29 protein-coding genes and 1 pseudogene are annotated in these 23,377 nt (G+C 60.4%); 9 read left to right on the plus strand and 21 right to left on the minus strand.

The window, feature by feature from the left end:
- The first annotated feature begins 322 nt into the window (after positions 1–322).
- Positions 323–637 carry a hypothetical protein gene (locus tag OKW98_RS18790; protein WP_265386131.1) on the plus strand — a complete coding sequence of 105 codons (315 nt, stop codon included), beginning with the start codon at positions 323–325 and terminating at the stop codon, positions 635–637.
- Between the two features lie 297 nt (positions 638–934).
- Positions 935–1,147 (plus strand): cold-shock protein, encoded by a 213-nt coding sequence (locus OKW98_RS18795; RefSeq protein ID WP_065991529.1) that lies wholly within the window; start codon positions 935–937, stop codon positions 1,145–1,147.
- A 71-nt stretch (positions 1,148–1,218) separates the two neighbouring features.
- Here OKW98_RS18795 and OKW98_RS18800 read toward each other — a convergent pair whose 3' ends face one another.
- The 10 genes from OKW98_RS18800 to OKW98_RS18845 form a co-directional block, all read right to left on the minus strand.
- Positions 1,219–1,545 carry an I78 family peptidase inhibitor gene (locus tag OKW98_RS18800; protein WP_265386132.1) on the minus strand — a complete coding sequence of 109 codons (327 nt, stop codon included), beginning with the start codon at positions 1,543–1,545 and terminating at the stop codon, positions 1,219–1,221.
- A 205-nt stretch (positions 1,546–1,750) separates the two neighbouring features.
- Positions 1,751–2,056, minus strand: coding sequence for a hypothetical protein (locus OKW98_RS18805; protein WP_265386133.1), 306 nt, complete (start codon positions 2,054–2,056; stop codon positions 1,751–1,753).
- A gap of 62 nt (positions 2,057–2,118) precedes the next feature.
- A complete protein-coding gene (locus tag OKW98_RS18810) occupies positions 2,119–3,147 on the minus strand; it encodes a nucleoside hydrolase (protein WP_265386134.1) in 1,029 nt (342 codons plus the stop codon).
- Between the two features lie 42 nt (positions 3,148–3,189).
- On the minus strand, positions 3,190–3,594 hold the full coding sequence (rbsD, locus tag OKW98_RS18815) for a D-ribose pyranase (protein ID WP_265386135.1): 405 nt from the start codon (positions 3,592–3,594) through the stop codon (positions 3,190–3,192).
- Positions 3,591–4,523 (minus strand): ribokinase, encoded by a 933-nt coding sequence (rbsK, locus tag OKW98_RS18820; RefSeq protein ID WP_265386136.1) that lies wholly within the window; start codon positions 4,521–4,523, stop codon positions 3,591–3,593. Before rbsK ends, rbsD begins: the two co-directional genes overlap by 4 nt.
- A gap of 48 nt (positions 4,524–4,571) precedes the next feature.
- A complete protein-coding gene (locus OKW98_RS18825; RefSeq protein ID WP_265386137.1) occupies positions 4,572–5,594 on the minus strand; it encodes a LacI family DNA-binding transcriptional regulator in 1,023 nt (340 codons plus the stop codon).
- A gap of 1 nt (position 5,595) precedes the next feature.
- Positions 5,596–6,591 (minus strand): ABC transporter permease, encoded by a 996-nt coding sequence (locus OKW98_RS18830; protein ID WP_122538241.1) that lies wholly within the window; start codon positions 6,589–6,591, stop codon positions 5,596–5,598.
- Positions 6,591–8,141: a sugar ABC transporter ATP-binding protein gene (locus OKW98_RS18835; RefSeq protein ID WP_265386138.1), complete on the minus strand. Its 1,551-nt coding sequence runs from the start codon at positions 8,139–8,141 to the stop codon at positions 6,591–6,593. Before OKW98_RS18835 ends, OKW98_RS18830 begins: the two co-directional genes overlap by 1 nt.
- Positions 8,142–8,234: 93 nt before the next feature.
- Positions 8,235–9,191, minus strand: a complete 957-nt coding sequence (locus OKW98_RS18840) for a sugar ABC transporter substrate-binding protein (RefSeq protein ID WP_265386139.1) — start codon at positions 9,189–9,191, stop codon at positions 8,235–8,237.
- Between the two features lie 255 nt (positions 9,192–9,446).
- A complete protein-coding gene (locus OKW98_RS18845) occupies positions 9,447–9,710 on the minus strand; it encodes a DUF1652 domain-containing protein (RefSeq protein WP_265386140.1) in 264 nt (87 codons plus the stop codon).
- A gap of 373 nt (positions 9,711–10,083) precedes the next feature.
- Here OKW98_RS18845 and OKW98_RS18850 point away from each other — a divergent pair, with 373 nt between their 5' ends.
- Positions 10,084–10,755 (plus strand): lipopolysaccharide kinase InaA family protein, encoded by a 672-nt coding sequence (locus OKW98_RS18850; protein WP_265386141.1) that lies wholly within the window; start codon positions 10,084–10,086, stop codon positions 10,753–10,755.
- 65 nt (positions 10,756–10,820) lie between these two features.
- Here OKW98_RS18850 and OKW98_RS18855 read toward each other — a convergent pair whose 3' ends face one another.
- Positions 10,821–13,439 (minus strand): PAS domain-containing protein, encoded by a 2,619-nt coding sequence (locus OKW98_RS18855; protein ID WP_265386142.1) that lies wholly within the window; start codon positions 13,437–13,439, stop codon positions 10,821–10,823.
- Between the two features lie 138 nt (positions 13,440–13,577).
- The gene (locus OKW98_RS18860) at positions 13,578–13,802 is read right to left on the minus strand and encodes a YgdI/YgdR family lipoprotein (RefSeq protein ID WP_037010898.1); all 225 of its coding nucleotides are present in this window, start codon (positions 13,800–13,802) and stop codon (positions 13,578–13,580) included.
- A gap of 266 nt (positions 13,803–14,068) precedes the next feature.
- Between OKW98_RS18860 and OKW98_RS18865 the strand changes: the two genes are divergently transcribed.
- Both OKW98_RS18865 and OKW98_RS18870 read left to right on the plus strand, forming a co-directional pair.
- On the plus strand, positions 14,069–14,269 hold the full coding sequence (locus tag OKW98_RS18865; protein WP_074887522.1) for a DUF1654 domain-containing protein: 201 nt from the start codon (positions 14,069–14,071) through the stop codon (positions 14,267–14,269).
- 46 nt (positions 14,270–14,315) lie between these two features.
- Complete coding sequence (locus tag OKW98_RS18870; protein ID WP_265386144.1) at positions 14,316–15,392, plus strand: endonuclease/exonuclease/phosphatase family protein; 1,077 nt, start codon at positions 14,316–14,318, stop codon at positions 15,390–15,392.
- A 91-nt stretch (positions 15,393–15,483) separates the two neighbouring features.
- Here the strand turns inward: OKW98_RS18870 and OKW98_RS18875 are convergent, their stop codons facing one another.
- Positions 15,484–15,813, minus strand: coding sequence for a hypothetical protein (locus OKW98_RS18875; protein ID WP_065991512.1), 330 nt, complete (start codon positions 15,811–15,813; stop codon positions 15,484–15,486).
- A 478-nt stretch (positions 15,814–16,291) separates the two neighbouring features.
- On the opposite strand from OKW98_RS18875, the gene OKW98_RS18880 reads away from it, so the two are divergent.
- Positions 16,292–16,516 carry a DUF6555 family protein gene (locus OKW98_RS18880; protein WP_265389773.1) on the plus strand — a complete coding sequence of 75 codons (225 nt, stop codon included), beginning with the start codon at positions 16,292–16,294 and terminating at the stop codon, positions 16,514–16,516.
- An 83-nt stretch (positions 16,517–16,599) separates the two neighbouring features.
- Positions 16,600–16,869, plus strand: coding sequence for a hypothetical protein (locus tag OKW98_RS18885; RefSeq protein WP_265386145.1), 270 nt, complete (start codon positions 16,600–16,602; stop codon positions 16,867–16,869).
- A 226-nt stretch (positions 16,870–17,095) separates the two neighbouring features.
- Here the strand turns inward: OKW98_RS18885 and map are convergent, their stop codons facing one another.
- The 3 genes from map to OKW98_RS18900 form a co-directional block, all read right to left on the minus strand.
- Positions 17,096–17,881: a type I methionyl aminopeptidase gene (gene map / locus OKW98_RS18890; protein WP_265386146.1), complete on the minus strand. Its 786-nt coding sequence runs from the start codon at positions 17,879–17,881 to the stop codon at positions 17,096–17,098.
- Positions 17,878–18,132, minus strand: coding sequence for a ParD-like family protein (locus OKW98_RS18895; protein ID WP_265386147.1), 255 nt, complete (start codon positions 18,130–18,132; stop codon positions 17,878–17,880). Before OKW98_RS18895 ends, map begins: the two co-directional genes overlap by 4 nt.
- 108 nt (positions 18,133–18,240) lie before the next feature.
- The gene (locus OKW98_RS18900; RefSeq protein ID WP_265386148.1) at positions 18,241–18,585 is read right to left on the minus strand and encodes a helix-turn-helix domain-containing protein; all 345 of its coding nucleotides are present in this window, start codon (positions 18,583–18,585) and stop codon (positions 18,241–18,243) included.
- Between the two features lie 135 nt (positions 18,586–18,720).
- Between OKW98_RS18900 and OKW98_RS18905 the strand changes: the two genes are divergently transcribed.
- Positions 18,721–18,933 (plus strand): hypothetical protein, encoded by a 213-nt coding sequence (locus OKW98_RS18905; RefSeq protein ID WP_265386149.1) that lies wholly within the window; start codon positions 18,721–18,723, stop codon positions 18,931–18,933.
- Positions 18,934–18,973: 40 nt separating this feature from the next.
- Here OKW98_RS18905 and OKW98_RS18910 read toward each other — a convergent pair whose 3' ends face one another.
- Positions 18,974–19,222, minus strand: a complete 249-nt coding sequence (locus OKW98_RS18910) for a hypothetical protein (protein WP_265386150.1) — start codon at positions 19,220–19,222, stop codon at positions 18,974–18,976.
- A gap of 162 nt (positions 19,223–19,384) precedes the next feature.
- Positions 19,385–20,416, minus strand: a complete 1,032-nt coding sequence (locus OKW98_RS18915) for an Ldh family oxidoreductase (protein WP_265386151.1) — start codon at positions 20,414–20,416, stop codon at positions 19,385–19,387.
- Positions 20,417–20,598: 182 nt separating this feature from the next.
- On the opposite strand from OKW98_RS18915, the pseudogene OKW98_RS18920 reads away from it, so the two are divergent.
- Positions 20,599–21,836, plus strand: a pseudogene (locus OKW98_RS18920) (NAD(P)/FAD-dependent oxidoreductase).
- Between the two features lie 164 nt (positions 21,837–22,000).
- Here OKW98_RS18920 and OKW98_RS18925 read toward each other — a convergent pair.
- The 3 genes from OKW98_RS18925 to OKW98_RS18935 form a co-directional block, all read right to left on the minus strand.
- Positions 22,001–22,432, minus strand: coding sequence for a GNAT family N-acetyltransferase (locus OKW98_RS18925; RefSeq protein WP_265386152.1), 432 nt, complete (start codon positions 22,430–22,432; stop codon positions 22,001–22,003).
- A gap of 158 nt (positions 22,433–22,590) precedes the next feature.
- Complete coding sequence (locus OKW98_RS18930) at positions 22,591–22,857, minus strand: PepSY domain-containing protein (protein ID WP_037010913.1); 267 nt, start codon at positions 22,855–22,857, stop codon at positions 22,591–22,593.
- Positions 22,858–23,006: 149 nt separating this feature from the next.
- Entirely contained in the window at positions 23,007–23,195 is a 189-nt protein-coding gene (locus OKW98_RS18935; protein WP_122538211.1) for a hypothetical protein, read from the minus strand.
- Positions 23,196–23,377 lie beyond the last annotated feature (182 nt).

Raw genomic sequence — 23,377 nt, forward strand, 5'->3', positions numbered from 1 at the left:
TGCCTGCCTCACAGTGGCAGGAGCCCGAAGGCCAACCTGAAGACCGAACCAGAGTGACTGGAACTTACGAATTCGACAGAACTTGCAGCAGGGCAACGGTGCCCCGCGAGACGCGAGCTAATCTGCAGGCGCGCATGCTATCACAGCGTTACGGCAGGGTCAGCTAAACGGTAGGTGGGGCCGTACGCGGGTCAGCGGTTGAACCGGGCCGCAGCAGCGCCACGGAACTGGTGCGCACCGAAGACCTCAGATTATCGGTAGTACACGTTCTGTGCCTGACAACTGGACGGCACAACGACAAATCGACAAAAAGGAATCCACCATGAAGCTTCTACGCGTTGCCGCCCTCCTCGCCCCGCTGGCCCTGACCCTGCCCTTCAGCGCTCATGCCGCGATGGACGCGAAGACCAAGACCAGCTACATGAACGAATGCACCACCGCAGCCACCCAGAGCAATCCGTCGATGGACGCCAGTGCAGTCAAAGCGCACTGCGAGTGCGGCGCTCAGCAGATCAACAAGAATTTCTCGGACAAGGAGATCGCCTCGCTGAATGACAAAACGACGCCTCCCAGTACCGATATGACCTCTCGCCTGCAGGCTGCAGTGAGCAAAAACTGCCTGAATGGCAAAAAATAAAAAATTTACATTTCCTTGATGCCCAGGACCAGGGCGTAAAGAAGCGGGAATCGACTGACGCCCTGAAGCCCGCGAATTCAGCGGGTTTCAGAGCTGATGGAAGGGTTCGCTGGCAGACGTGCCAATGGGCTTGAACAGGCCTGAAGGGCCAATTTGAAGCGTTATATCGAAGCTGCTGACGCAAAGTTCTAATCGAAAAAGTCCAGCATTCACACAATTCGACTATGATAGCGCTCGTGTGCCCAGTTGGCCTGAGCAACACAGCACTACTGAAAATTATGTTCCTGGAGATACACCATGTCTAATCGCCAATCCGGCACCGTAAAATGGTTCAACGATGAAAAAGGCTTCGGCTTCATCACCCCACAGGGTGGCGGCGACGACCTTTTTGTACATTTCAAAGCCATTGAATCCGACGGTTTCAAAAGCTTGAAAGAAGGCCAGACTGTTTCCTTCGTGGCTGAGAAAGGCCAAAAGGGCATGCAAGCTGCTCAGGTTCGCGCGGAGTAATCCAAGCGATCTGAAAAAACCCCGTCACTGACGGGGTTTTTTTATGCCTGCAATTTCATCTTGCGGTGACGTTACCCGCAATTGACGCGGTTGACCTTCCCGGAATCATCGGTGTTCAGGTTCAGACGATCCGACCGGTATTCCATTGTCACGATGTCGTTGGGCCCGAGCACTCTGGCCGTCTGCGCGCCGGCCTTGGCCTTCGCCTGATCCAGCAATGCCGCTGACGCCGGCTTGCCGACAGCAAACTGCACCGCTGCCACATCACAACGGGCATAACCACCAGCGGAACTGGTGACCCTGTCCTCAGGCTGACTCGACGACTTCGTCATGCTGCTACAACCGGCCAGCAGCGCTGCGGCGAGCATCAGACCTGATGATGCGTATTTCCAGGGCATACAACCTCCTAACGTTTATCTAAAGCAGAACCTCTGCGACAGCGGTCGAGCGGCTTCGTTTCGCCACGCGCAAGCCAAGGCAAGCACACCCCCCGTCGAGAGCAGCGCAGGAGTCTGCCCCAGGCATCGTCTGCCCGGCGCATTCAAATCGTGACAAAACGTTTAAGGCACGCCTGCAGGACGCACTGATCCAGACCTACGCGACTTAGTAGACGTCGACGTAATCCGTGGTGGGGTTGGCCCAGTTGTCGCGAAGGGCGTTGTAGATCTGCGTGACCCAGACGGCATCGCTGGCTGCTACCGGGCCGACGCACCCTGACCCGGCAGCCCAGGTTTCCAGGCGAAACAGCAAACCGCCGATGTCCACGCCGCCCACTGCGTCGCTGGAAATCCACGCGCGACCGTCGCGACCGACACGCAGCTGGTTGTGCGCGCCATCCCGCGCGGCCGCAATCATCTGCCGGACAGCGTCATGGGTGAAGGAATCGGGGTTGTTCAGATTGATAGACACGGTTTTGCACCTTGGTTGCTCTGCGCTGCGCAGCTGGGGCTAGACAGCGCAGCGCTGCAGAGTTACTTCAAAAGACCGAGGCGCTGAGTCAACAGGTCAAAAAAGCCCTGAGCATCGCCGTTTTCGACCCAAAATACATTTTTGTTCTGACCGAGGGTGTCGTACCAGTCGGCAATGGTCTGGCCGTGGGTAATACCTTCTCGGTTGTCGATCACCAGATTGACCTCCCTGCCGCTGAACAACTCCGGCTTGATCAGCCAGGCAATCACGCTCGCATCATGGACCGGCCCGCCGGGCAGGCCGTAATGGACCATGTCAGCCTTGACGTACTCATTGAGGATGTCACTGACCAGCTTGCCCGCCTGATTGTTCAGGCCATCGATCTGCTTGAGGCGCGCTTCGCTGGTGAGGATCTTATGGGTAACGTCCAGCGGCACGTAAGTCAGCTTCACACCGCTGGCCAGCACGACCTTCGCCGCATCCGGATCGGCGTAGATATTGAACTCGGCCACGGGGGTGATGTTGCCGCCGTTGAAGTGGGCGCCGCCCATGACCACGACTTCCTTGATCCCCTGCGTGATCTCAGGCGCCTGAATAAGCGCGAGCGCCAGATTGGTCTGCGGTCCGAGCATGGCGATGGTGATGCTGTGGGGCGCAGCCTTCCGTAAGGTGTCGACCAGGTATTGCACGGCATTGCCTTCAGCCAACGGTTGCTTCGGCTCGTGCACTTCTACGCCCGGCAAGCCTTCCTTGCCGTGGATATTCTCGGCGTAGATCGGCGTGCGCACCAGCGGGCGGCCGGCACCGGCGTAAACCGGCACTTCTTCGCGGCCGGCCCATTCGCGGGCCAGGCGGGCATTGCGTGAGGTCTTGTCGATGCGCACGTTGCCCGCCACGGTGGTGATCGCCATGACATTCAGTTCTTGCGGTGACGCCAGCGCCAGCAGCAACGCGACAACGTCGTCGGCGCCCGGGTCGGTGTCGATGATCACGTCGCGCTTCTCGGCGGCATGCACCGACGTGGCGGATAAAATGGCCAACAGCGCGGCACTCCTGATCAGTCCAGTGAAAAAATGACGGGTTGTATTCATGGGAACTCCTTGTTCCTGACTGATGAAAATAAAAAACAGACGTTAAAAAACCACGCCCGCCACCAACGCGATGTTGGTGTACGGCTGGCATTCGCCGGTGCGGATGATAGCCCGGGCGCCACGGCTGAGGTGTTTCAGCGCGTCATGACTCATCAGGCGCTGCTCGCCCAGGTCACCCGAGGCGTGCAATGCAGTGACGGTAGCCAAAGCTGGCGGCCGTTTCGACAGCATCTCTTCGGCGAGGACATGACTCTCGACCTGCATTTCAGTCAGCACCACATTCAGCACGCTGAGGAAGTCAGGCACACCGTGGGTCAGCGCCAGATCGATGAGTTCGACGCCGGCCGGCACGGGCATACCCGCATCGACGATCATCAAAATGTCGCCGTGGCCGAGAGATGCGATAGCGCGGGACAAGGCGATGTTGAGCAGGGGTGTTTTTTTCATGATGAGTACCCATGTGCCGCAGAGGCCTGAACCTCGGCAAACGTCGGAATGGAAGGCTGCGCGCCGGAACGGGTCACGGACAGCGCTGCTGCGATCTGACCAAAGCGAATGGCGTCGGATTCGGACTTGCCATCGGCCAGTGCCGCCGCAAAACCGCCGACGAAGGTATCGCCTGCCGCCGTGGTGTCAACAGGCTGGACCTTGGGCGCCGGGAAGTGCTCGGAGCGCGACTTGCTGGCAAACAAGGCGCCCTGCTCGCCCAGCGTGACGATGACCTTGCTGACGCCTGCGGCGAGCAATGCCGAGGCGGCGGCGTCTGCACTGGCGGTGCTGTCCACGGGCAGGCCGGTCAATGCGGTCGCCTCACTTTCGTTGGGGATCAGGTAATCGATCCAGGCGAACCATTCGGCCGGCAGCGGACCACTGGCCGGTGCCGGGTTGAGGATGACGGTCTTGCCCAGTTCGTGGCCGCGCTTGAGGACGTGGCCGACGGTGTCCAGTGGCACTTCAAGTTGGCAGATGATGACTTCGGCCTGGGACAGTAAGGCGTCGAAGCTGTCCACCACGGACGCGGTAACGTGCCCGTTGCCGCCGGCCACGATGACGATGGCGTTCTGGCTGCTGTCATCGACGACGATCAACGCGACGCCGGTGGACTCGCCGTCGATGCGGATGACCGCCTGACAATCGATGCCTTCGGCCAGCAGCGCGGTGCGAAGTTGTTCGCCATAGGCATCATCGCCGACACAGCCGACCATGGCGACACTGGCACCCAATCGCGCCGCCGCCACGGCCTGATTGGCGCCCTTGCCGCCCGGTACGGTGACGAACGACTGTCCCGCCAGGGTTTCTCCGGCACGGGGCAAACGCGGCGCGCGCGTCACCAGGTCCATGTTCAGGCTGCCCACTATCACTACTTTTGCTTGCATGACGTCTACTCTTCAGAACGCTTTTTCAGACCGGGCGGAGCGCTCGGCTTAACGAAATTCGGTGAATGCCTGGGGTGGAGGTGCGGTGGATTCTCGCAGCACGATACTGGGTGCAACAATCAGATGTTCGACAGGGGTTTCGCCCCGCGCCAAGATCCGCCGCAGCAGCGCTTCGGCAGCGCGCTCGCCCAGTTGCAGAATGGATTGGCCGACGGTGGTCAGGGCCGGATACACGTATTGGCTCATCTGGATGTCATCGAAGCCAATGACCGACAGATCCGCCGGGACCCGCACGTTTCGCTCGGCAGCAGCGCGCAACACGCCGATGCCGACCATGTCGTTGGCGGCAAAAATCGCCGTCGGCGGATCCCGCTCCAGCAGTTTTACCGCAGCCAGATAGCCACTGGGGCCGGTGAAATCGCTTTCCACCACCCAGCTTTCCAGCACCTCGACCGAGGCTTCCCGCATGGCCCGGTGATACCCCGCCAGACGCATCTTCGCCACGCTGGTCTGCGCCGGGCCGCAAATGCAGGCGATGTGCCGGTGACCGAGGGACAGCAGATGTGACGTTGCCAGATACGCGCCCAGCTCATGGTCGATGCGCACCAGATCGGCGGTCACACCATCCAGGTCCCGGTCGACGATGACCAGCGGCGTACGCACGGCCGCCAAGCCTTCGAGAAGACTGTCCCCACCGCCCACCGACGACACGATCAGGCCGTCGACGCGTTTTTCCAGGAGCACGCGCAAATAGCTGCGCTGCTTGTCGGGGTTGTCATCGGAATTGCAGAGGATCACGCAGAAGCCGTTGCGCTCGCAGTAATCCTCAATGCCCCGGGCCAGTTCGGCGAAGTACGGGTTGATGCCATTGGGGATCAACAGGCCGATGGTCGCCGTCGCCTTGGCCTTGAGTGACCGCGCAACGGCGCTGGGCACGTAGTCCAGCTGCACGATGGCGGCCTCGACCTTCTTGCGCACTTCTTCGCTGACCGGTCGGGTGCGGTTAAGGACATGGGACACCGTGGTGTAGGAAATCCCGGCAATTGCCGCTACATCCTTGATGGTTGCCATGTCAGCCGCGCCGCCGCGCGCGATTGCTGCGGTAGGTGTCGAGGACCACCGCAACGACGATGACCGCGCCGGTGATGATGCGTTTGGTTGGCTCGGTCGCGCCGATTTGCGCCAGCCCTGCGGCCAGGACCGAGATGATCAGCACGCCGAAAAAGGTGCTGATCACCGAGCCACGCCCGCCCATCAGGCTGGTGCCGCCGATGACCACTGCCGCAATCACTTGCAGTTCAAGGCCGGAACCGGCGTTGGGGTCAGCGGCCTCCAGGCGCGATATCTGGAACAACGCGGCGACGCCCGCCAGCAGGCCCATCAGCGAGAACACCAGGATCTTGTAAGGCTTGGGATTGATGCCCGCCAGGCGCACGGCTTCTTCGTTGGTGCCGATGCCGATCAGGTAGCGGCCAAACACGGTGCGCGTCAGCACAGCCTGGGCGGCGAAGATGACGATCAGCGCGATGACGAACGACGGCGAAATGCCGAATGCGAAGGGATTGGACAGCCAGGCAAACGAGTCACCGATGTAGGCGGTGCGCGAGTCAGTCAGCTGGTACGCCACGCCGCGCGCCATTTCCAGCACGCCCAGGGAAACAATGAACGAGGGAATGCGCCACGCCACGGTGATCGAGCCGGTCAGCGTGCCCGCCGCTGTTGCGCAGGCGATGCCCAGCAACGCCGACGGAAACACGCCCCAGCCCCAGCCGAGCATGGCGACACTGACTGCCGAGGCGGCCAGCGCCAGCACCGAACCCACGGAAAGGTCGATGCCGCCAATGATCAGGATGAAGGTCATGCCGACCGCCAGCACCATCAGGTCGGGAATCTGGTTGGCCAGGGTGCTGAAGGTTTCGTAGGACAGGAAATGATCGCTGAGCAACGAGAACAACACGATCATCGCCAGCAATGCGCCAGCCAGCCCGAGGTAGGTGCCCAGGCCGAAGTAGTTGCCGCTGCGCTTGCCCGGAGACGGCAACGCAGCAGGAGAAGTAGAAGTTTTCATCAGTCGATCCTGGGCGCGGCTTCAGACAGCAGCGCGTCACGTTTTTGATAGCCCGCGAAGGCAGCGGCAAGCAGTTCGTCCTGGGTCCAGGTGTCGCGCTCGAAGGTGTCGATCAGGCGCCCGGCAGACAGCACGCCGATGCGGTCGCAGATCAGCATCAGCTCGCGCAGATCACTGGAGACCACCACCAGCGCCCTGCCCTGACGGGTCAGTTCACCCAGCAGCGCGTAGATGTCGAATTTGGCGCCGACGTCGATGCCGCGCGTGGGCTCGTCGAACAACATCACCTGGCAATCGCGCTCCAGCCAGCGGCCGATCACGACCTTCTGCTGATTGCCGCCCGACAGTTCCGATACCAGTTGCGTCGGGCTGGAACTGCGAATGCGCATGGCGCCCACTTGGCGCTGAGCCAGAGCGATTTCCGAATTGCCGTTGACCACGCCGGCACTGGAAATGGCTTCCATGTTGCCCAGCGCGATGTTGGAGCTGATCGATTGCGACAGCAGCAGGCCTTCGCCTTTACGGTCTTCCGTGATCAAGGCGATGCCATGACCCACGGCGTCCACCGGCGATTTGATCTGCACGCTGCGCAGCGGACTGCCGACTTCGATGCTGCCGCTGTCGGCCACGTCCGCGCCGTAGATCAGCCGCAACAGCTCGGTACGCCCGGCGCCGATCAGCCCGGAAATCCCGAAAATTTCGCCGGCCCGGACATCAAAGGAAACCTCGCGGACCTTGTCGGCGCGATTCAAGCCTTTGACCGACAGCGCCACTGCGCCGATCTTGCGCTCGCCCAGATCGATCTGCTCGCCCAGTTCGCGGCCGACCATAAGCGTGACCAGTTGCTCGCTGTTGTAATTGGCCATGAAGTCGACGCAGACCAGCTTGCCGTCGCGCAACACGGCGATGCGCTGGGCGACGCGAGCCAGCTCTTCCAGGCGGTGGGAGATGTAAATGATGGAAACGCCACGGTCCTGCAGGCGGGTGATCTGCTCGAAGAGCATTTCCACCTCGCGCGCCGTGAGCATCGCCGTCGGCTCGTCGAGGATCAGCACGTGGCAGTCGCCGATCAGGTTGCGGGCGATTTCGACCATCTGTTGATGGCCGATGCCCAGTTCGCTGACCAGTGTGTCCGGGTCGATGGCCTCGAGGCCGACCTGGGCCATGGCCTTGATCGCATCTTCACGCAGCTTGCGGCGATTGATGAAACCGGCGCGGCTGGGCAAGTTATCGAGAAACAGGTTTTCCGCCACCGACAGCGTCGGCAGCAGATTGAGTTCTTGCATGACCATGCGCACGCCAAGCTTTTCGGCCTGGGTGCGACTGGCAGGCTGGTAGGGCTGCCCCTGAAAGTGCATCTGGCCGGTGGTCGGTGTGACCAGCCCGCCGATGATTTTCGACAGCGTGCTTTTGCCGGCGCCATTTTCGCCGGTCAAGGCAAGCACTTCCCCACGCATCAGCGTCAGGTCGATGTCACCGAGTACGGGTTGGGCGTAGGTTTTGCCAATACCACTGACAGATAGAACAGCGGCCTGAGCAGACGCTGACATAACGATCTCCACGCGCCTGCCCTCACGGGCAGGCGGTACATATTTGGAAAACTGCTGAGTTGGACAGTGCCGAGTAAAAACCAGACCGGCTTATTACGGCTTGGTTACCAGCTCGACCGGGGTTTCGATCACGCCGTTGGTGATCTCGAGCTTCTCGCCCTTGACCATCTTCAACGCGGTATCGATACCGAACACAGCCTGACGGGCAGCGAACTGGTCAGCGGTGGCCAGAATACGGCCGTCCTTGAGCATCGGCTTGATGGCGTTGATGTTGTCGTAGCCGACGACCTGAACCTTGCCCGCTTTGCCTGCCGCACGAACGGCCGAGACAGCGCCCAGGGCCATGCTGTCGTTACCGGCCAGCAGCGCTTTCAGGTTCGGGTATTCGTTGAGCATGGCGGAGGCGACCGCGTTGCCCTTGTCTATTTCCCAGTTACCCGACTGCGTGGAAACGATCTTCATCTGCGCAGCGTCCATCGCGTCCTTGAAGCCCGCGGTGCGCTGCTGCGCGTTGGTGGTGGTCGGCACGCCTTCGATGATGCCGACTTCATCACCCGCGGTCAGCTGCTTGGCCAGGTAGTCGCCCACCAGCTTGGCACCCTTGCGGTTGTTCGGGCCTACGAACGGCACTTCCATGCCCTTGCTTTTCAGCACGTCGGCGTCGAGCTGGTTGTCGATATTGACGACTTTGATGCCCGCGTCCATGGCCTTTTTCAGGACCGCCGCCAGCGCCTTGGAGTCCGCCGGAGCGATGACCAGCGCGTCGACTTTCTTGACGATCATCTGATTGACGATGTCGATCTGCGCGGCCGTGTCGGACTCGTTCTTGATGCCGTTGGAGATCAGGTCAAAGTCAGCGGAATGCAGTTTTTGATAGTCCTTGGCGCCGTCTTCCATGGTCAGGAAGAATTCATTGGCCAGGGATTTCATCACCAGCGCAACGGTCGGCTTTTTCGCGTCATCAGCGAAGGCGGAAGAGAGAGGCAGGGTTGCAGCAGAAGCGGTGAGCATGGCAACAGCAAGAAGGCGTGCAGCGAAGGGCAGCTTCATGGAATCACTCCGATATTATGATTGTTGTTATCGGCAGCGTTTACGCGTCAGGGGAAGCATCGACGGAATCGCAAACGTTTGCGTGAGCGAAACTATGGGAACCGTTTGGGCTTTTGTCAACTGCGCAAAGCAGGACATATAGGGGCGGGCCGGGTAGCGCGCTGCTCCTCCGATCGTTTGCAACGCTGTAGCCCTGCACTCGGTGTCGGAGGATAGAAGCACTGGTGAATCGTGCCGGCAATGTTACCAATTTTGTTACGCACGTTCCTGATGAGCGGTCGCGCGTCGGCCGGCAGCGTGCAGCTTCAAGTCGTCTTTTAACTTGGCGATCAGGTTGGCAATGGCACGACTGGAGTTGAGCGAACTGACCGGAATGCCGGCAGCGAGCAAGTCGGCGTGGCCCCTCTCGCGATCAAAAATCTGAACAAGTATTTGATCGTTGGCATCGATGGTGCATTTGCACTTGGCGGGCAGGAAGCCTGATTCGACGATATGGCAGAGTTCAAGGGTGGAGATCATGGCAAATTTCCTTATTTGGTTATGCACGGTGGATGTCGCACGGCGCCAGCAATTCCGCGAGTTTCACATGAATGGGACGAACGGACATGACGCAGATCAGAAGTTGCGCGTCCCATGGGCCATTCGATGAGATGTGCACAGCGCCGCCATACAAAGCACCACTGCACTTATAGCCTGCTGGATGGCGTAAATGGCGCGGGTTTTGCGGGTTCACGAACGGATCAAGCCAGTAAGCTGGGTCCGTCGAAAATGGCCATTAGCCAATATCCCTGAGCAGGCACTGAACTAATCTCGCCCGCAAAGGCCAGAGGGGCTCGCACTGCAAGATGGCAGTCGCTGCACAAGAAGATTTCTACAGTATCTGGAGCGCATGATGGGTCGGGGCAACAACGAATTTGAATTCTGGTGGGGCACATCGGGGCCTTGGGTCGAGCCGCCGAATGTGCGCCGCAGCGGCACCAGCGGTGTGCAGCGCGTGGTGCACGATGGCAAAACGCTTTACGTCAAACGCCAGACCGGCCATCTGTTTCGCAGCTTGCGTTACCCCACCGGGCGCCCGACTGCACTGCGTGAGGGCATCGCGCTGACAAAACTAGAGGAACTGGGCGTTAACGCGCCACGGCCCGTTTTCTACGGCGCACGCAAGGTCGCCGGTGTATGGCAAGGCCTTTTGGTGACCAAGGATCTGGGCGGTTTCATCGACCTTGACACCTGGTATGCCCAGGGCGGCGCCAGCACCTTGAGCGTCGAGCAACATCAGCGTCTCTTCAAGCGCCTCGCCGAGACTCTGGCGAAGATGCACCTGGGCAAGTGGCAACATGGCTGCATGCGTTCCAAGCACATCTTCATCAAGGCGACGGTCACCGACACGCGCTTTGATTTCGAACTGGCGCTGCTGGATCTGGAAAAATCCCACGGCCGGATCACCATCATGGGCGCCGCGCGTCACGACATTCCGCAGCTCAGAAGGCACTCGTTCTGGGACGAGTCTCAGTGGCAGTACTTCCTGTCGTGCTACGAACAGGCAATCGGCCAAGCCGTTTAGGCGAGGCTGCTACCGTAAGCAGGCCCCTCACGCCCGGTAAAACCTGGCGTGAAGGGCCTGGCCATTCAAGAGGCGTGACCAGCGTGCTCGCCGACCAATGCCGGCACTTCCCGTTGGTTGATGACCTGCGCCACTTTCGACGCAATGTCGGCGCGGCTGAAGGGCTTGGCCAGTACGTCGAAGCCGGCAATCTGTGTCGACGACTCGCTGGTGTACCCCGTGACGACCAGCACCGGCAGCGCAGGCAGCACTTCCCGCAGACTCAGGGCGAGCTGCGTGCCGCTTTTTTCTGCCATCAACTGATCGGTGATGAGAACGTCCGGCCGCAACCCGGCGCTGACCATGTGCTCGGCAGCGGACGGCGACGCCGCTTCGGTCACCCGATAGCCCAGGTCACGCAATTGCAGCGCAACGGTGTAGCGGACCAGTTCCTCGTCGTCCACCACCAGCACGTGAAAAGGGTGATGGGCGTCGGGCGCTGAGTCGCCCTCGCCTTCCGCCGGTGTCAGCGCATCGGCGCTGGACACCGGCAGCCAGATGTCAACGCGCGTGCCGAGACCCGGCGTCGACTGAATATCAAAACCACCGCCGGATTGCAGGGCCAGACCTTGCACCATCGACAATCCCAGGCCGGTGCCCTTGCCGACGCCTTTGGTTGAGTAAAACGGCTCAACGCAACGCTGCAGCACCTCTTCGTTCATGCCGCTGCCGTTGTCCGACACCGTCAGCCTGACGTAGCAACCCTGCGCCGGCGCCGGGCCCAGTCCCGGACTGTCGGCAATCACCTCAGGGCAAGCGCTGATTTTCAAGTAGCCACGTTCGGCAATCGCGTCACGGGCGTTGACCGCGAGATTGAGCACGCCCAGTTCGAGCTGATGGGGATCAATGAGAATGTTTGGCAGATCTGCAGGAATCTCGACAATCACTTGGATGGTCGGGCCCAGCGAGCGTTGGATAAGGTCATGCATGCCGTTGACCAGGCTGTTCAGCGCCACGACCTGAGGTTTGAGCGTCTGCCTGCGGGCAAAGGTGAGCAGACGGCCTACCAGAATTCGCGCGCGATCTGCCGCTTGCAGCGCGGCGTCGATAAGCCGATGGGAGCGATCATTGCTGACCGGCTGGCGCCGCAGCAATTCCAGTGACGTCATGATCGGCGTCAGCAGGTTATTGAAGTCATGGGCGATGCCGCCGCCCAACTGGCCGACCATCTCGATCTTGCGCGACTCGTGCAGCAGCGAAATGGCCGCCTCGCGCTCGGCCACCATGGTGGCGACGCGCTGTTCGAGGCTTTCGTTGAGTTCGATCAATTGGTGTTCAGCGCCGACCCGCGCGGAGATGTCCACGCATACAAACAGCAGCCCGCTCGCCTGCTGTTGCGCATCGAGCAGGGGCGTGACGTGGGTCTGCACCCAGACGACGGAACCGTTCGTGCGCACGTGGTGCTGGGTCAGTTCGAAGGGCGCTTCGGCGGTCAGAAAGTTCTCGTAGAACATGGGCTGCGCGTTGGCTTCCACGTCGTTCTGCAATTGGAGGATCGAGCGGCCGGCGATTGCCTGACGCTGCAGCCCCATAATCTCGCAGTAGCGATCATTGACCTGTTGAAACACGCCTCGGTGATCACACAGCGCAATCCCGGCGCCGGCCTGCTCGAACATCCCGGCCAGTTGCGCGGAACTGGCGTGCAGCGCCGATTCAGCCCGCGTGTGGTTGATCCATTGCCAGCCCAGCTTGGCCGTTTCTTCGATGATGTGGATGTCATGGGGGCTACAGACCCGCTGACCTTTGAACTCGACGGTAAACACGCCGGCCAAGGTGTCATGACGCATCAGCGGGACATGCACGGCCAGACTCCCTGCGCTGTCTGACCGAGATGCAACGGCGCAAGGGTCAGAAAAAACGGAATCGGCCCTTGCCGACGCTTGCACGGTGACGCCCTGGCGCAGTGCAGAACAGGTCTCAACACTGACAGAGATCACCCCTGTTCGTGTCGTCACGTCACCCTGACGGTATTCACGGAGAATGGTGAAATCGCCCCTCTCCTCGTCCATTTCCGCGATATGGACACGGGCGGCACCCAGCTCGTGACCGATACGTCGGATGACGTCTGCCTTGATCTGCTCGGGGTCGCGAATAGAGGGCAACGCCTGGCCCAGCTCAAGCAGCAACGCCTGACGACGTTCGAAATGCACACGCTCGGTGGTTTCAGTGACGACGCAGAGCACCCCGCCGACGGACCCGTCGCTCTGGCGCACCGCGGAATAGGAGACGTCAAAGTAGACGGTTTCGCCGCAGCCATGCCGTTCGATATAGAACGCACGGTCCTTGGCAGCAAAAGTTTGCCCGGTTTCCAGCACGCCGCGCAGCAGAGGCTCGAGGTCGTCCCAGAGCTCGCGCCAGTTCTCGATGGCCGGCCGGCCAAGGGCGCGCGGATGTTTCTCGCCGATGCTCGGCGCATAGGCGTCGTTGTAGAGCGCCACAAATTCGGGACCCCAGAACAGCGCGATTTGCGCCTGCACAGGGAGGATCGTGCCCATCAGGGCTTTCAGACAGTCCGGCCAGTCGCAGGGCGCGCCGAGGGGCGAGCCGTCTATCAAGGGGGACTGAAGCAGATCACCGACCGCACCGCCGTTGGCAAGGAAACGCAGGGGTGCTGCGCTGAACCCGGTGTTGGGTGGGGTATCCATAATTAGGGCCTGACAGGAAATATCGTGAGCAGCTAGCCTCACTTAGAGCGACGGCAATGCGAAGACGTTCCATTCAGATGGGGACGAGTTTGCATACAGACGGGCCCGGTGCTGATCCAAGCCGGGCCCCGCCGTGGCTCAATCCTCTTCTTTGACAGTGGCTACCTCGTCGGCGCGCACGCGGATGGTCTTACCGGAGATGTCTTCGAACTCATAAAAGCCGTCTTTGCTCTTGGTCTTCGGCGCATCCTTGGTCACGTACTGCGTACCGTTCTGCAAGGTGACCACGGTCGATGTGGAGCAACCCGCCAACGCTGCACAACAGGCGAACGCGACCGGCATCAGCAACGATTGAATCTTCATAAAGCCTCCTGGTGTATGGCTCAAGCGTCGAGCGCTCAAGCACTGAATCGTCATCTAGCAGATCAGATCAGCGCGATCGAGTTTGGTTCGCAGCCCGAACAATCAGCCGAAAAATCAGCGACTTGAGTCAATGACGGTTTTTGTCCGATCCGATGTTGCGAAACGTCCGACACTCAAATACTGTATGCGCATACAGCGAACAGGAGGGTCACTTCGTGTCTGACACCAACGCATCAACCGCAGCATCGCCAGGGCACTACGAGCGCATGGCCGTGCGGGTGCAGAAAATCATCAACTCGCAGAGCGCACAGAAGGCCCGCGCGGCGCTGATTTTCCGGCTTGCGGACGAACTTGAGGACGACTGGAAACAGTTGCTGGAAGAGATCGACGAGAACGACAACGTGACCCTGGCCTGGCGAGACGACGGCGGCGTGCAGATATTCTGGACCGTGCCCAAGGAAGATTGACCCGCAACCTGAATACCCCCTTCTATAAATAATCCAGTTGGAAAACATGCTCAGATTTTGTGTCGCTCTGCTTTTGGCTTTTACCTTCCTGCAAACCGCTTCGGCTGACGTCAACATCGGGACCTGGAACCTGGAGCACTTGAGCGTGCGCCCGAACAAGGACTTCCAGGGCATCGCCAAGGTCGCGCAGAAGGTCGACTTTCTCGCGGTTCAGGAATTGATGAGCGAAGACGCGCTGGAGGCGCTGGCCAAGGAGCTGACCCGGCAGACCGGCAAGCACTGGAGTTCGATGGCATCCCATGCCGTGGGTCGATCTTCCTACAAGGAGATGTACGGGTTCGTCTGGCGGGATGATGCCGTTGCCTATGAAGACGGTGCCGTGAGCTACCTGGACCGCAGCGACACCTTCGAGCGCGAACCCTACTCCGCACAATTCCGGTCGCTGAAGGACGGCAAGACCTTTGTCGTGGCCACGGTGCACATCCTGTACGGCAAGAACCAGGCGGACCGTGCTTCGGAAATCGTCGCGCTGTCCAATTACTGGACCTGGCTGCAGGAAACCTACCCCGGCAACAACCAGATCATGTTGATGGGCGACTTCAACACCCCGCCCAACTCGCCCGCGTGGGACAAGCTCGACAGCAGCGCCCGGCCGCTGGTGCTCGACGGCGCCAGCACCCTGTCGACCAAGGACGGCAAACTCGCCAACCTTTATGACAACATCTTCATCAGCAAGCAGTCGGCGATCCGGGTGAACAAGGTCGAGGTGTTCGATTATCCGAAATTCCTCGGACTGACCCACGCCCAGGGCCGTGACAGCGTGTCCGACCACGCACCGGTTTTCCTCAGCGCCAATTTGAGTGGTGGCAACGGCGCAGCCAGCGCGTCTGCCGTAACAGCACAAGCCCGGCCCACTGCAAGCAATCCGATGAAGCCCGCTGCGAGCGCCGGCAGCAACGCGGCTAACCTGACGCTGGCGATTCGCGGCAACAAGAAAACCATGGTTTACCACCGTCCGGACTGCCCTTCGTACAACGCAATTGCCGAGAAAAACCGGGTTGAGTTCAAGAGCTCAGCGGCCGCCGAAGCGCAGCATTATCACCTGGCCGGCAACTGCCATTGATCCGCAGCGGCGCACGCTGACCCCGACTCAAGGCGCCTGCCACAGGGTGGCAGGCGCGGCGTGGCTGTTTAACGCTCAATAAGCTCTCGAGTCATTTACGCGCCAGATCGTGCTGGATGCAGCCCTCGTAGTAGGTCTGCTTCACGGCGGCGGGTTTCAGTTTCGAAGGACTTTTATAGGTCTGCTCCGTGATGCCCAGCGCCATCTTGCTCATCCACGGTTTGGCGAACTTACGGCTCTGCAGCTTTTTGCGCGCGCTGTAGAGGGTCGTGCCAGAGAGCTTGGACTGCTGCGCCGCCCCCGCAACCCCCGCTCCCCATTTGCAGACTTGCAGGTCATTCTTGCTCAGGTCCTTGGCGTGCGCGGTCACGGACACCGCTGCCAGAAAAGCCGCCACCACGGCCAAGCCCACACTGCGCATACATATTCATCCCGGAATCAATTGATAGAAAAGGATTTTTCCAGAAAAGGCAGCCGCTGCGGGCCATCAATTTGCCTTTTCCGCACAAAACATTTCCGCGCACTCCAGCGGTCACCTTCGCGGGCTGATTTGATCTCCCGCGCCCCCTCAAAAACGCCATGTTCACCCATTCAATGCGTCTGGATGTATCGCGAATATCCATAGCGATATGGCACATGGCCGCCCATCGGCCAGCCATTTTAAACGCTCATGAAGGTGTGCAATTCTGCGTCGGTCGGTCGCTTCGCAACCCGATTGCGAATGGCCCGTCTCAGGTGGAGATGCATTACGATCCAAGGCCCATTGAGAGTTGATCAGCCTGTATCGATCTCGAAATGAAGGGACAGCATTGCCGATGCAGTCGACGCGCAGGCTGTCAGGTACATCGAGGAAGCCCTCATTCACCGGGCGTCGCCGCACGCCCCTACAGGCCAAGAAAATGAATGACTACAAGGATTTTGAAATTCATTACCGTTTTCAAGGCGAGCCGCGGCACTTCAATCATCAGGGCAACCATCTATGCGAAAGTGACGCGCTGCATTTTGCGACCTTGCACGCTGGGGTGGGCGCGGTCGAAGGCCACATTTGCGCGGGTCCTGTGAAACTGGCGCTGCTCTACGCCGAATCCCTGGGCGTCACCCAGGTGCAATGGAAACGCGCCTGATCGAGGAAAACTGCAAACAAACCCTGATTCACGCGGTCGGAATTTACAAGCAGCGCTCATCACACCAGCAAAGCGAGGTAAACATGACCATCGACACCGCATTGAAACAGGAAGTCCTGACCCGATTGCTGCATGCCCACCCGGCAGGCCTTGGCAAAGAAGTTCTGGACAACTATAGGGGGGAGAACGCGGTCGCTGACACCCTTGAGCATTTGCAGACGGCGGGCTTGATTCACGACGGTTGCGTCCAGCATCCCAGTGAAGGGGACCGGTCTCTGAAGTACCCCATCAAACTCAGTTCTTCCGGCGTCGTGGCGGCCAGGCAGCTTGAGGCTGAGCAGGCCAGGCACTAAAGATTCACGCGCGCAATAAAAAACCGGCCAAGGCCGGTTTTTTGCTTAATCGATAAAGTGGTGTTCTCCCCTGGCGCTACCTGCACTGATCATCCTAAGCCTGTCAGGAAGCAGCACCACAGGGGAACGAGAAGGAGCCTACAAGCTAAGTCTCATTTTCGTCACGCCCGCTATTGTGACTTCATGCGTCCAAGCCTCTCGCCCGCTTATCAGTCAGCGCCTGCGCTCAGACCGCCGGGTAGTCGCCCGTGCCGTCCGGCCACGGGGTCAACAGCTCGAACCCCGTCTCGGTCACCGCCACCATGTGCTCCCATTGCGCCGACAATGACTGGTCGCGGGTGAGCACGGTCCAGCCATCGTCCAGCACGTAGGTGCCCGGCTTGCCGGCATTGATCATCGGCTCGATGGTGAAGACCATGCCGGTCTTGAGTTTCAGACCCTTGCCCGCCGCGCCGTAATGCAGCACTTGAGGTTCTTCGTGGTATTTACGACCGATGCCATGCCCGCAATATTCGCGCACCACGCTGAAGCCTTCGCGGTAGGCCACGCTCTGGATGGCATTGCCGATGTCGCCCAGCGTCGCACCGGGTTTGACCGCGTGTATCCCCGCCAGCGTGGCCTCGTACGTGGTTTCGACCAGTCGGCGGGCGAGCGGGCTGACCTCCCCGACGTAGTACATACGGCTGGTATCGCCGTACCACCCATCCTTGATCACCGCCACGTCGATGTTGACGATGTCGCCGTCTTTGAGCACGTCATCCGCTGCAGGGATGCCATGGCAGACGACCGTGTTGGGCGAAATACAGGTGGTTTTGGTGAACCCGTGGTAGCCAACGTTGGCGGGGATCACTTTCAGCTCGTTGACGATGTAGGCGTTGCAGATGTCATCCAGCGCTTCGGTGCTGATGCCCGGTTTGACGTGCTCTGCGATCATCGCCAGCACGTCTGCGGCCAGGCGCCCCGCCACACGCAGCCCGACCAGATCGGCTTCGGTCTTGATGCTGATGCTCATCGGGACACCGCCCTGGCCGGGGCCAGATCCGGTACGAGATCGCAGGGCTGAAGGCTCAACACGGCGCCGCCTGACGTTTCGGCGCGGATCAGCAGCTGGCAGATTTCGCTGTAATTCAGACCGGGGTGCAGCTCGGCGAGCATGCCCACCCGCATCCAGTGCTCAGCCTGAGCATTGATCGAGCGACTCAAGGCCGCGCTGGCGCAACGAATATTGGCGTGCATCTGTTCGGAAATTTTTACCAGTCCCATACCGACCTCTCGAAGAATATACGGAGCATATACGTTCCATATATTTTCTCGCAACCGGCCCTCGTCATTTCTCTACGCAGAACGAGACTCTATGCAGAACGCGAGCTTTTATGCAGAGCGGGAAAACTCGGTCGCGCACTCGGAAAGTGACGTGGCCAACTGCGAAATTGCCTCGCGGTCGTCTTCGCTGAGCGCCCGGTAATGGGTAATGACCGCCCGCTCCGCCTCGCTCAGCGTGTCGGTTGCAATCGGGGTTCGTTCACCCGACAGCACGTACATGACGTCGATGCCTTTTTTGCCTAGCGCCGCGAGGTAATCAGAACGCGGGATCCGTTCACCGCTCTCGTATTTGCCTTGGGCGTTGGCCTCTACGCCACCGATGGAACCGAAGTCCTGTTGCGACAGCCCGAGCCGTTTGCGTTCTTCTTTCAAACGTGAACCGAGATCTTTCATAAACGAGGGTCCTGAAGTTGACTGTGTTCAAAGAGCAAGACCCCATTGGTCCGCGGGAGTTGCGCCCTTGGGCTCATTTGGTCAATCTTCCACATTGACGGCTCAAGGAATCCCCTTCGTAGCCGATAGGTTCTGATGTATCGCCATTCTTTTGAATGGCAGCCCGATTTCAGTAGTTCGGAGAACCAGACGATGATTTCTTTCTTACTGGGTTGGTTGGCGCTATCGGCCGTGGGCACATTGATTGCTCTGGCGATGATTCGCACCGGCAAAACGCGGCAGCCTTACGCAGATAACACGGTGACCGGTCAAACGCCCGTCCCGGTCCTGGTGCGATTCAAGCCCTGAATCGGTCCTGGTAGTCTTGCCGGGAGCAGCGCCTTCAAGATCACTCTGCCGCGAGCTGACCCTGCTCAGCCGCGTAGGCGCTAGCGTGGCCCGTCGCATAGCCTGTTGCACAACCCGCGCCGGATGGCACAAATGCCAGGTCGGCATGACTGGCGCTGAACTGGCGAAGTCCCGATGCCAGTGCAAGAAAATCCTCACGCTGCATCTCGTTACCCCATACGCTGCTGAACGACGACTCGTTTTTCTGCGCGGCGAATTCTGGACGGGTGTTGGCTTGATTGGTTTGCATGGTCGCTCTCTTCTTCTCGATACTGTTTAAACATACAGTATTTTCAACGCCCCTCTAGCGCAAGTCCTGTCGCGACGAATGGTCATGGGGATAAGCCCGGATCGTGTGGTCATCCATATCCGCCTTCCTGCCGTCACACGTGCCAGATCCAAAGGCTGACGCTTAAACCCGGGCCAGCGCCTCCAGCCGGTCAAGATCCTCTGCCGACAACACAATCCCGTCCTTCAACGACCGCTCACGCTGACGATAGCGGCGATCACCCGGCATGCGCTGCTGGCCGACGCCGTGCATCTGCCGGACCAGTTCCTCGCTCCGTTCGGCAAATGCCTGACCACTGCCCTTGTCCGGATCGATGACGATGATCACCTGACCGGTCCAGGGAGTTTGTGCCCCGGGAGATTTCGACATGTCGAACTCGAAGGAGAAATGGCCGCCAGTGAGCGCGGCTGACAGCAGCTCCACCATCATCGACAGCGCCGATCCCTTGTATCCCCCGAATGGCAATAACGCACCGCCGTCGAGAATGGCTTTCGGGTCTTCGGTCGGCGCGCCGTGGCGATCGACGCCCATCCCGGGCGGGAGCATGCGCCCCTCTCTGGCGGCAATCTGCACGTCGCCGTGGGCGATGGCGCTGGTGGCCATGTCGAAGACGATGGGCTGACCGTCGGCGCGTGGCGCGGCGAACGCGATGGGGTTGGTGCCGAACAAAGGCTTTTGCGCATCGTGGGGCACGACGCAGGTCATGCTGTTGACCACGCTCAACGCCACGAAACCTTCCTGAGCGAACGGCTCGACGTCCGGCCATAGTGCGGCGAAGTGATGGGAGTTGCGGATAGCCAGAATGGCGATCCCGGCGCTCCGTGCCTTCTCCATGACAAGGGCCTTGGCCGCCTGCATCGCCGGCTGGGCAAAACCGCCCATGGCATCGACGCGCACAAACGCTGCGCCCACGTCCTCGACCTGTGGTTCGGCCTGGCCGTCGACCCAACCCGCTGCCAGCGACGACAGATAGCCTTTGATGCGGAAGATACCGTGGCTGTGGGAGCCATCGCGCTCGGCGGCCGCGCAGTTGGCGGCCAGCACTCGCGCGACATCGGGCGAGGTGCCGTGGCGCACGAAAATCTGCCGCAGCAGTTCTGTCAGATCAGCAAAGGAAATCGTCCGGGTGGTCTGGCTGTCGTGCGTTGAAGGCATCTGAAGCTCCGTTGTGATTATTGGACGTGGAAGCGGAACAGAAAAGGCTGGCGTCTGGAGACGCTCGCTCTGAAGAGTAATGCGCAGCAACAAGCGGGTAAACTGCAGGCCTTGCACAACGACCGCCCTGCCCTCATTCGAACAAGGACCGCTCGATGGATTCTCTAACCGCTAGCCAGATTGTGGATTGCCAAACCGTCGTCCTCGGCGCCGGTATCGTCGGCGTCTGTTCTGCGCTGCACCTGCAAGCGGCAGGCCAGCAGGTCGTCTTGCTGGACCGCGATGAGCCGGGCGCGGGCACCAGCCACGGCAATGCCGGCCTCATAGAACGCTCCAGCATCGTCCCGTACGCCTTTCCCCGTGAGTGGTCGCGGCTGGCGCGGTATGCGCTGAACCGGCAATCCTCCATGCGTTTCAGCCCGGCCTGGCTGCCGAAGATCGCGCCCTGGTTGTTTCAGTACTGGCTAAACTCCTCGCCCGCCAACCTGGCCGGCGCAAGCCGCGCAATGCTGCCGCTGATCGAACGCTGCGTCAGTGAGCATGACCGGCTGGCCCAGGCGGCAGGCATGACTTCGCTGATCCGCGCCAAGGGCTGGATCGAGTTCTATCGCGACCAGGCGTAATTTGATCTGGCGGTGGCCGACGCCCGCACGTATGACCGTCACGGGCTGCGTTACGAGGTGCTTGATGCAAGCCAGTTGCGCGAGCGTGAACCTCACCTGAATGGAACGCTGGGCGCCATTCACTGGCTCGACCCGAAAAGCGTGAGCGATCCCGGTGCGTTGGTCCGCGGTTATGCGGCCCTGTTCGTCGAGCGTGGCGGCCTGTTGCTCAAGGGCGACGCGCGCAGTCTTCGCGAGCACAACGATGGCTGGCAGGTGGATACAGGGGAAGGACGCGTGATGGCGCAAAACGCGGTGGTGGCGTTGGGGCCGCAATCGGCGGAAGTGATCGCCCCCTTCGGCTACCGCATTCCCTTGGGGATCAAGCGCCGCTATCACATGCACTACGCGGCAAACCCGGATGCGCCGTTGCAGCACTCGATCATCGACGCCCAGGCGGGCTATGTGCTTGCGCCCATGGCGCGAGGGATTCGCCTAACCACCGGCGTGGAGTTCGCCGCGCCGGATGCGCCCTCAACGAGATTCAGCTGCGCCGCTGCGAAGCCATCGCCCGAACGCTCTATCCGCTGGGCGAGCGGCTGGACGCTGAACCCTGGCTGGGGCGCCGGCCCTGCTTGCCGGACATGCGCCCGGTCATTGGGCCGGCTGCTTCGCACAAAGGGCTGTGGTTCAACTTCGGGCATGCCCACCATGGTCTGACGCTAGGCCCGGTCACTGGCCGATTGCTGGCGGAAATGATGACCGGCGCCACGCCGTTTACCGATCCGGCGCCTTATAGCCCGAACCGGTTCAGGTAAGCCGCGCCGTTGTCCAAGATACGCACCCCGGCCTAAGAACGCGCTTGCCCGCGAAAGCGTTCTGTCAGACGCAGCCTCGGCAGCTGAACCAGCGCGTTCGCGGGCAAGCGCGCTCCTACAAGACGTGCGTCCCACCCACTTCGGTGCGCCGTTGAAACCTTCGACTACCCCGCTTTCAGCCGCTTCTGGAAGAACAGCCGCTGGTGCCCGGGCGGATAGTCATCCAGCTGACCAAACTGCTCATACCCATGCTTGCGATAGAAATCGGGCGCCTGGAAATCAAAGGTGTCGAGCCACACGCCGACGCAGCCCCGTTCGCGGGCAAGATCTTCGGCCATCGCCATCAGCTGGCTGCCCATGCGCTGGCCCCGGGCCTGTTCAGGCACCACGAGCAGCTCGATGAACAGCCAGCTGTAGAGAATGCGGCCATGCAGGCCGCCGAGCACGGCATCGGTCTGCTCGTCACGGACGAACAGGGCAAACTTTTCGTGCTTGCCGTCGCCGGCCATGGCTGCGTTGTAATCCCTCAGTGGCTCGAGGATCTGCAGGCGTTCTTCTTCGGAGGGGTTGGATTTGAATTCGATTCGGACACTCATGCGTCGCTTCCTGCTGACGGAAATGGGGACGCCAAGGTTGTCGGATGTACAGGAGGGAGTAAAGCTGAGAACGGTTAAAGCGAAGGAGTGGCGAGGGTGTCAGTGAGGATGGACGTGGAAGCCCGGGGGCTTCCACACGCGCTAAAGCGCAGGGTCGATCAGTCTTTCTGATCGCGCAGCACGTTACCGGAGGTGCCGTCGATGCGGAATTCGTAAGTCAGGCTGTCCGCTTTGCGGCCCTCGCCTTCCCAGTAGCCGTTGTCGTCGGCTTCGATCTTGTAGATCTCGGTGTAACCCGCCGACTTGGCCTTTTCGATGGCTTTTTCGATAGTGATCCAGCCAGCGCCCGGTTTGTCCGCCAAGGCGAACTGTGCGGTGGTCAGGGCAGCGGTAGCGAGAACGGCAGCGGTAAGTTTCTTGATCATGATTGAACTCCATTTCCCTTTGCGGGCTTTTTGAATGCGGATTTTTGGAGTTCCTGACCGAAAAATTAGTTCATCCGGGGTTTGTAACCGCTTGATGCTGCCGAATGAATGCCACCGCTGACACTGGCTGAATGCTGCGCTGACGCGGATCAGCGCTTGACCTTGCGCCGCAGCACGCCGTTGAGCACCACCACGACGACGGCGACAAAGATCGCAATGTACTGAAAGGTCTTCTCGCTGAGCACGCCGGTGGTCTGCAGATGGGACAGGCCAAGCATGATCGCCAGAACACTCAAGGCGATGATGATCGAATAAATCAGACGCTGTTTGTTGGTCATTGCGGGATTCCTGAAAACCGGTCGAGATGTGGGGCGCAGTACAACTGTGCGGACATGGTACCTGCTCACGTCGACGCTGACACGCCAGCGCCCGCATCGGGGCTGCGTCACGGCTGCGGCGAAGCGTCTCGGCCGCTGATGTCCGTCACTTTCACGTGGTTTAATACGCGCACTTTTCAGTC

The organism is Pseudomonas sp. KU26590, from assembly GCF_026153515.1.
In the GTDB taxonomy this organism is placed as follows: Bacteria; Pseudomonadota; Gammaproteobacteria; order Pseudomonadales; family Pseudomonadaceae; genus Aquipseudomonas.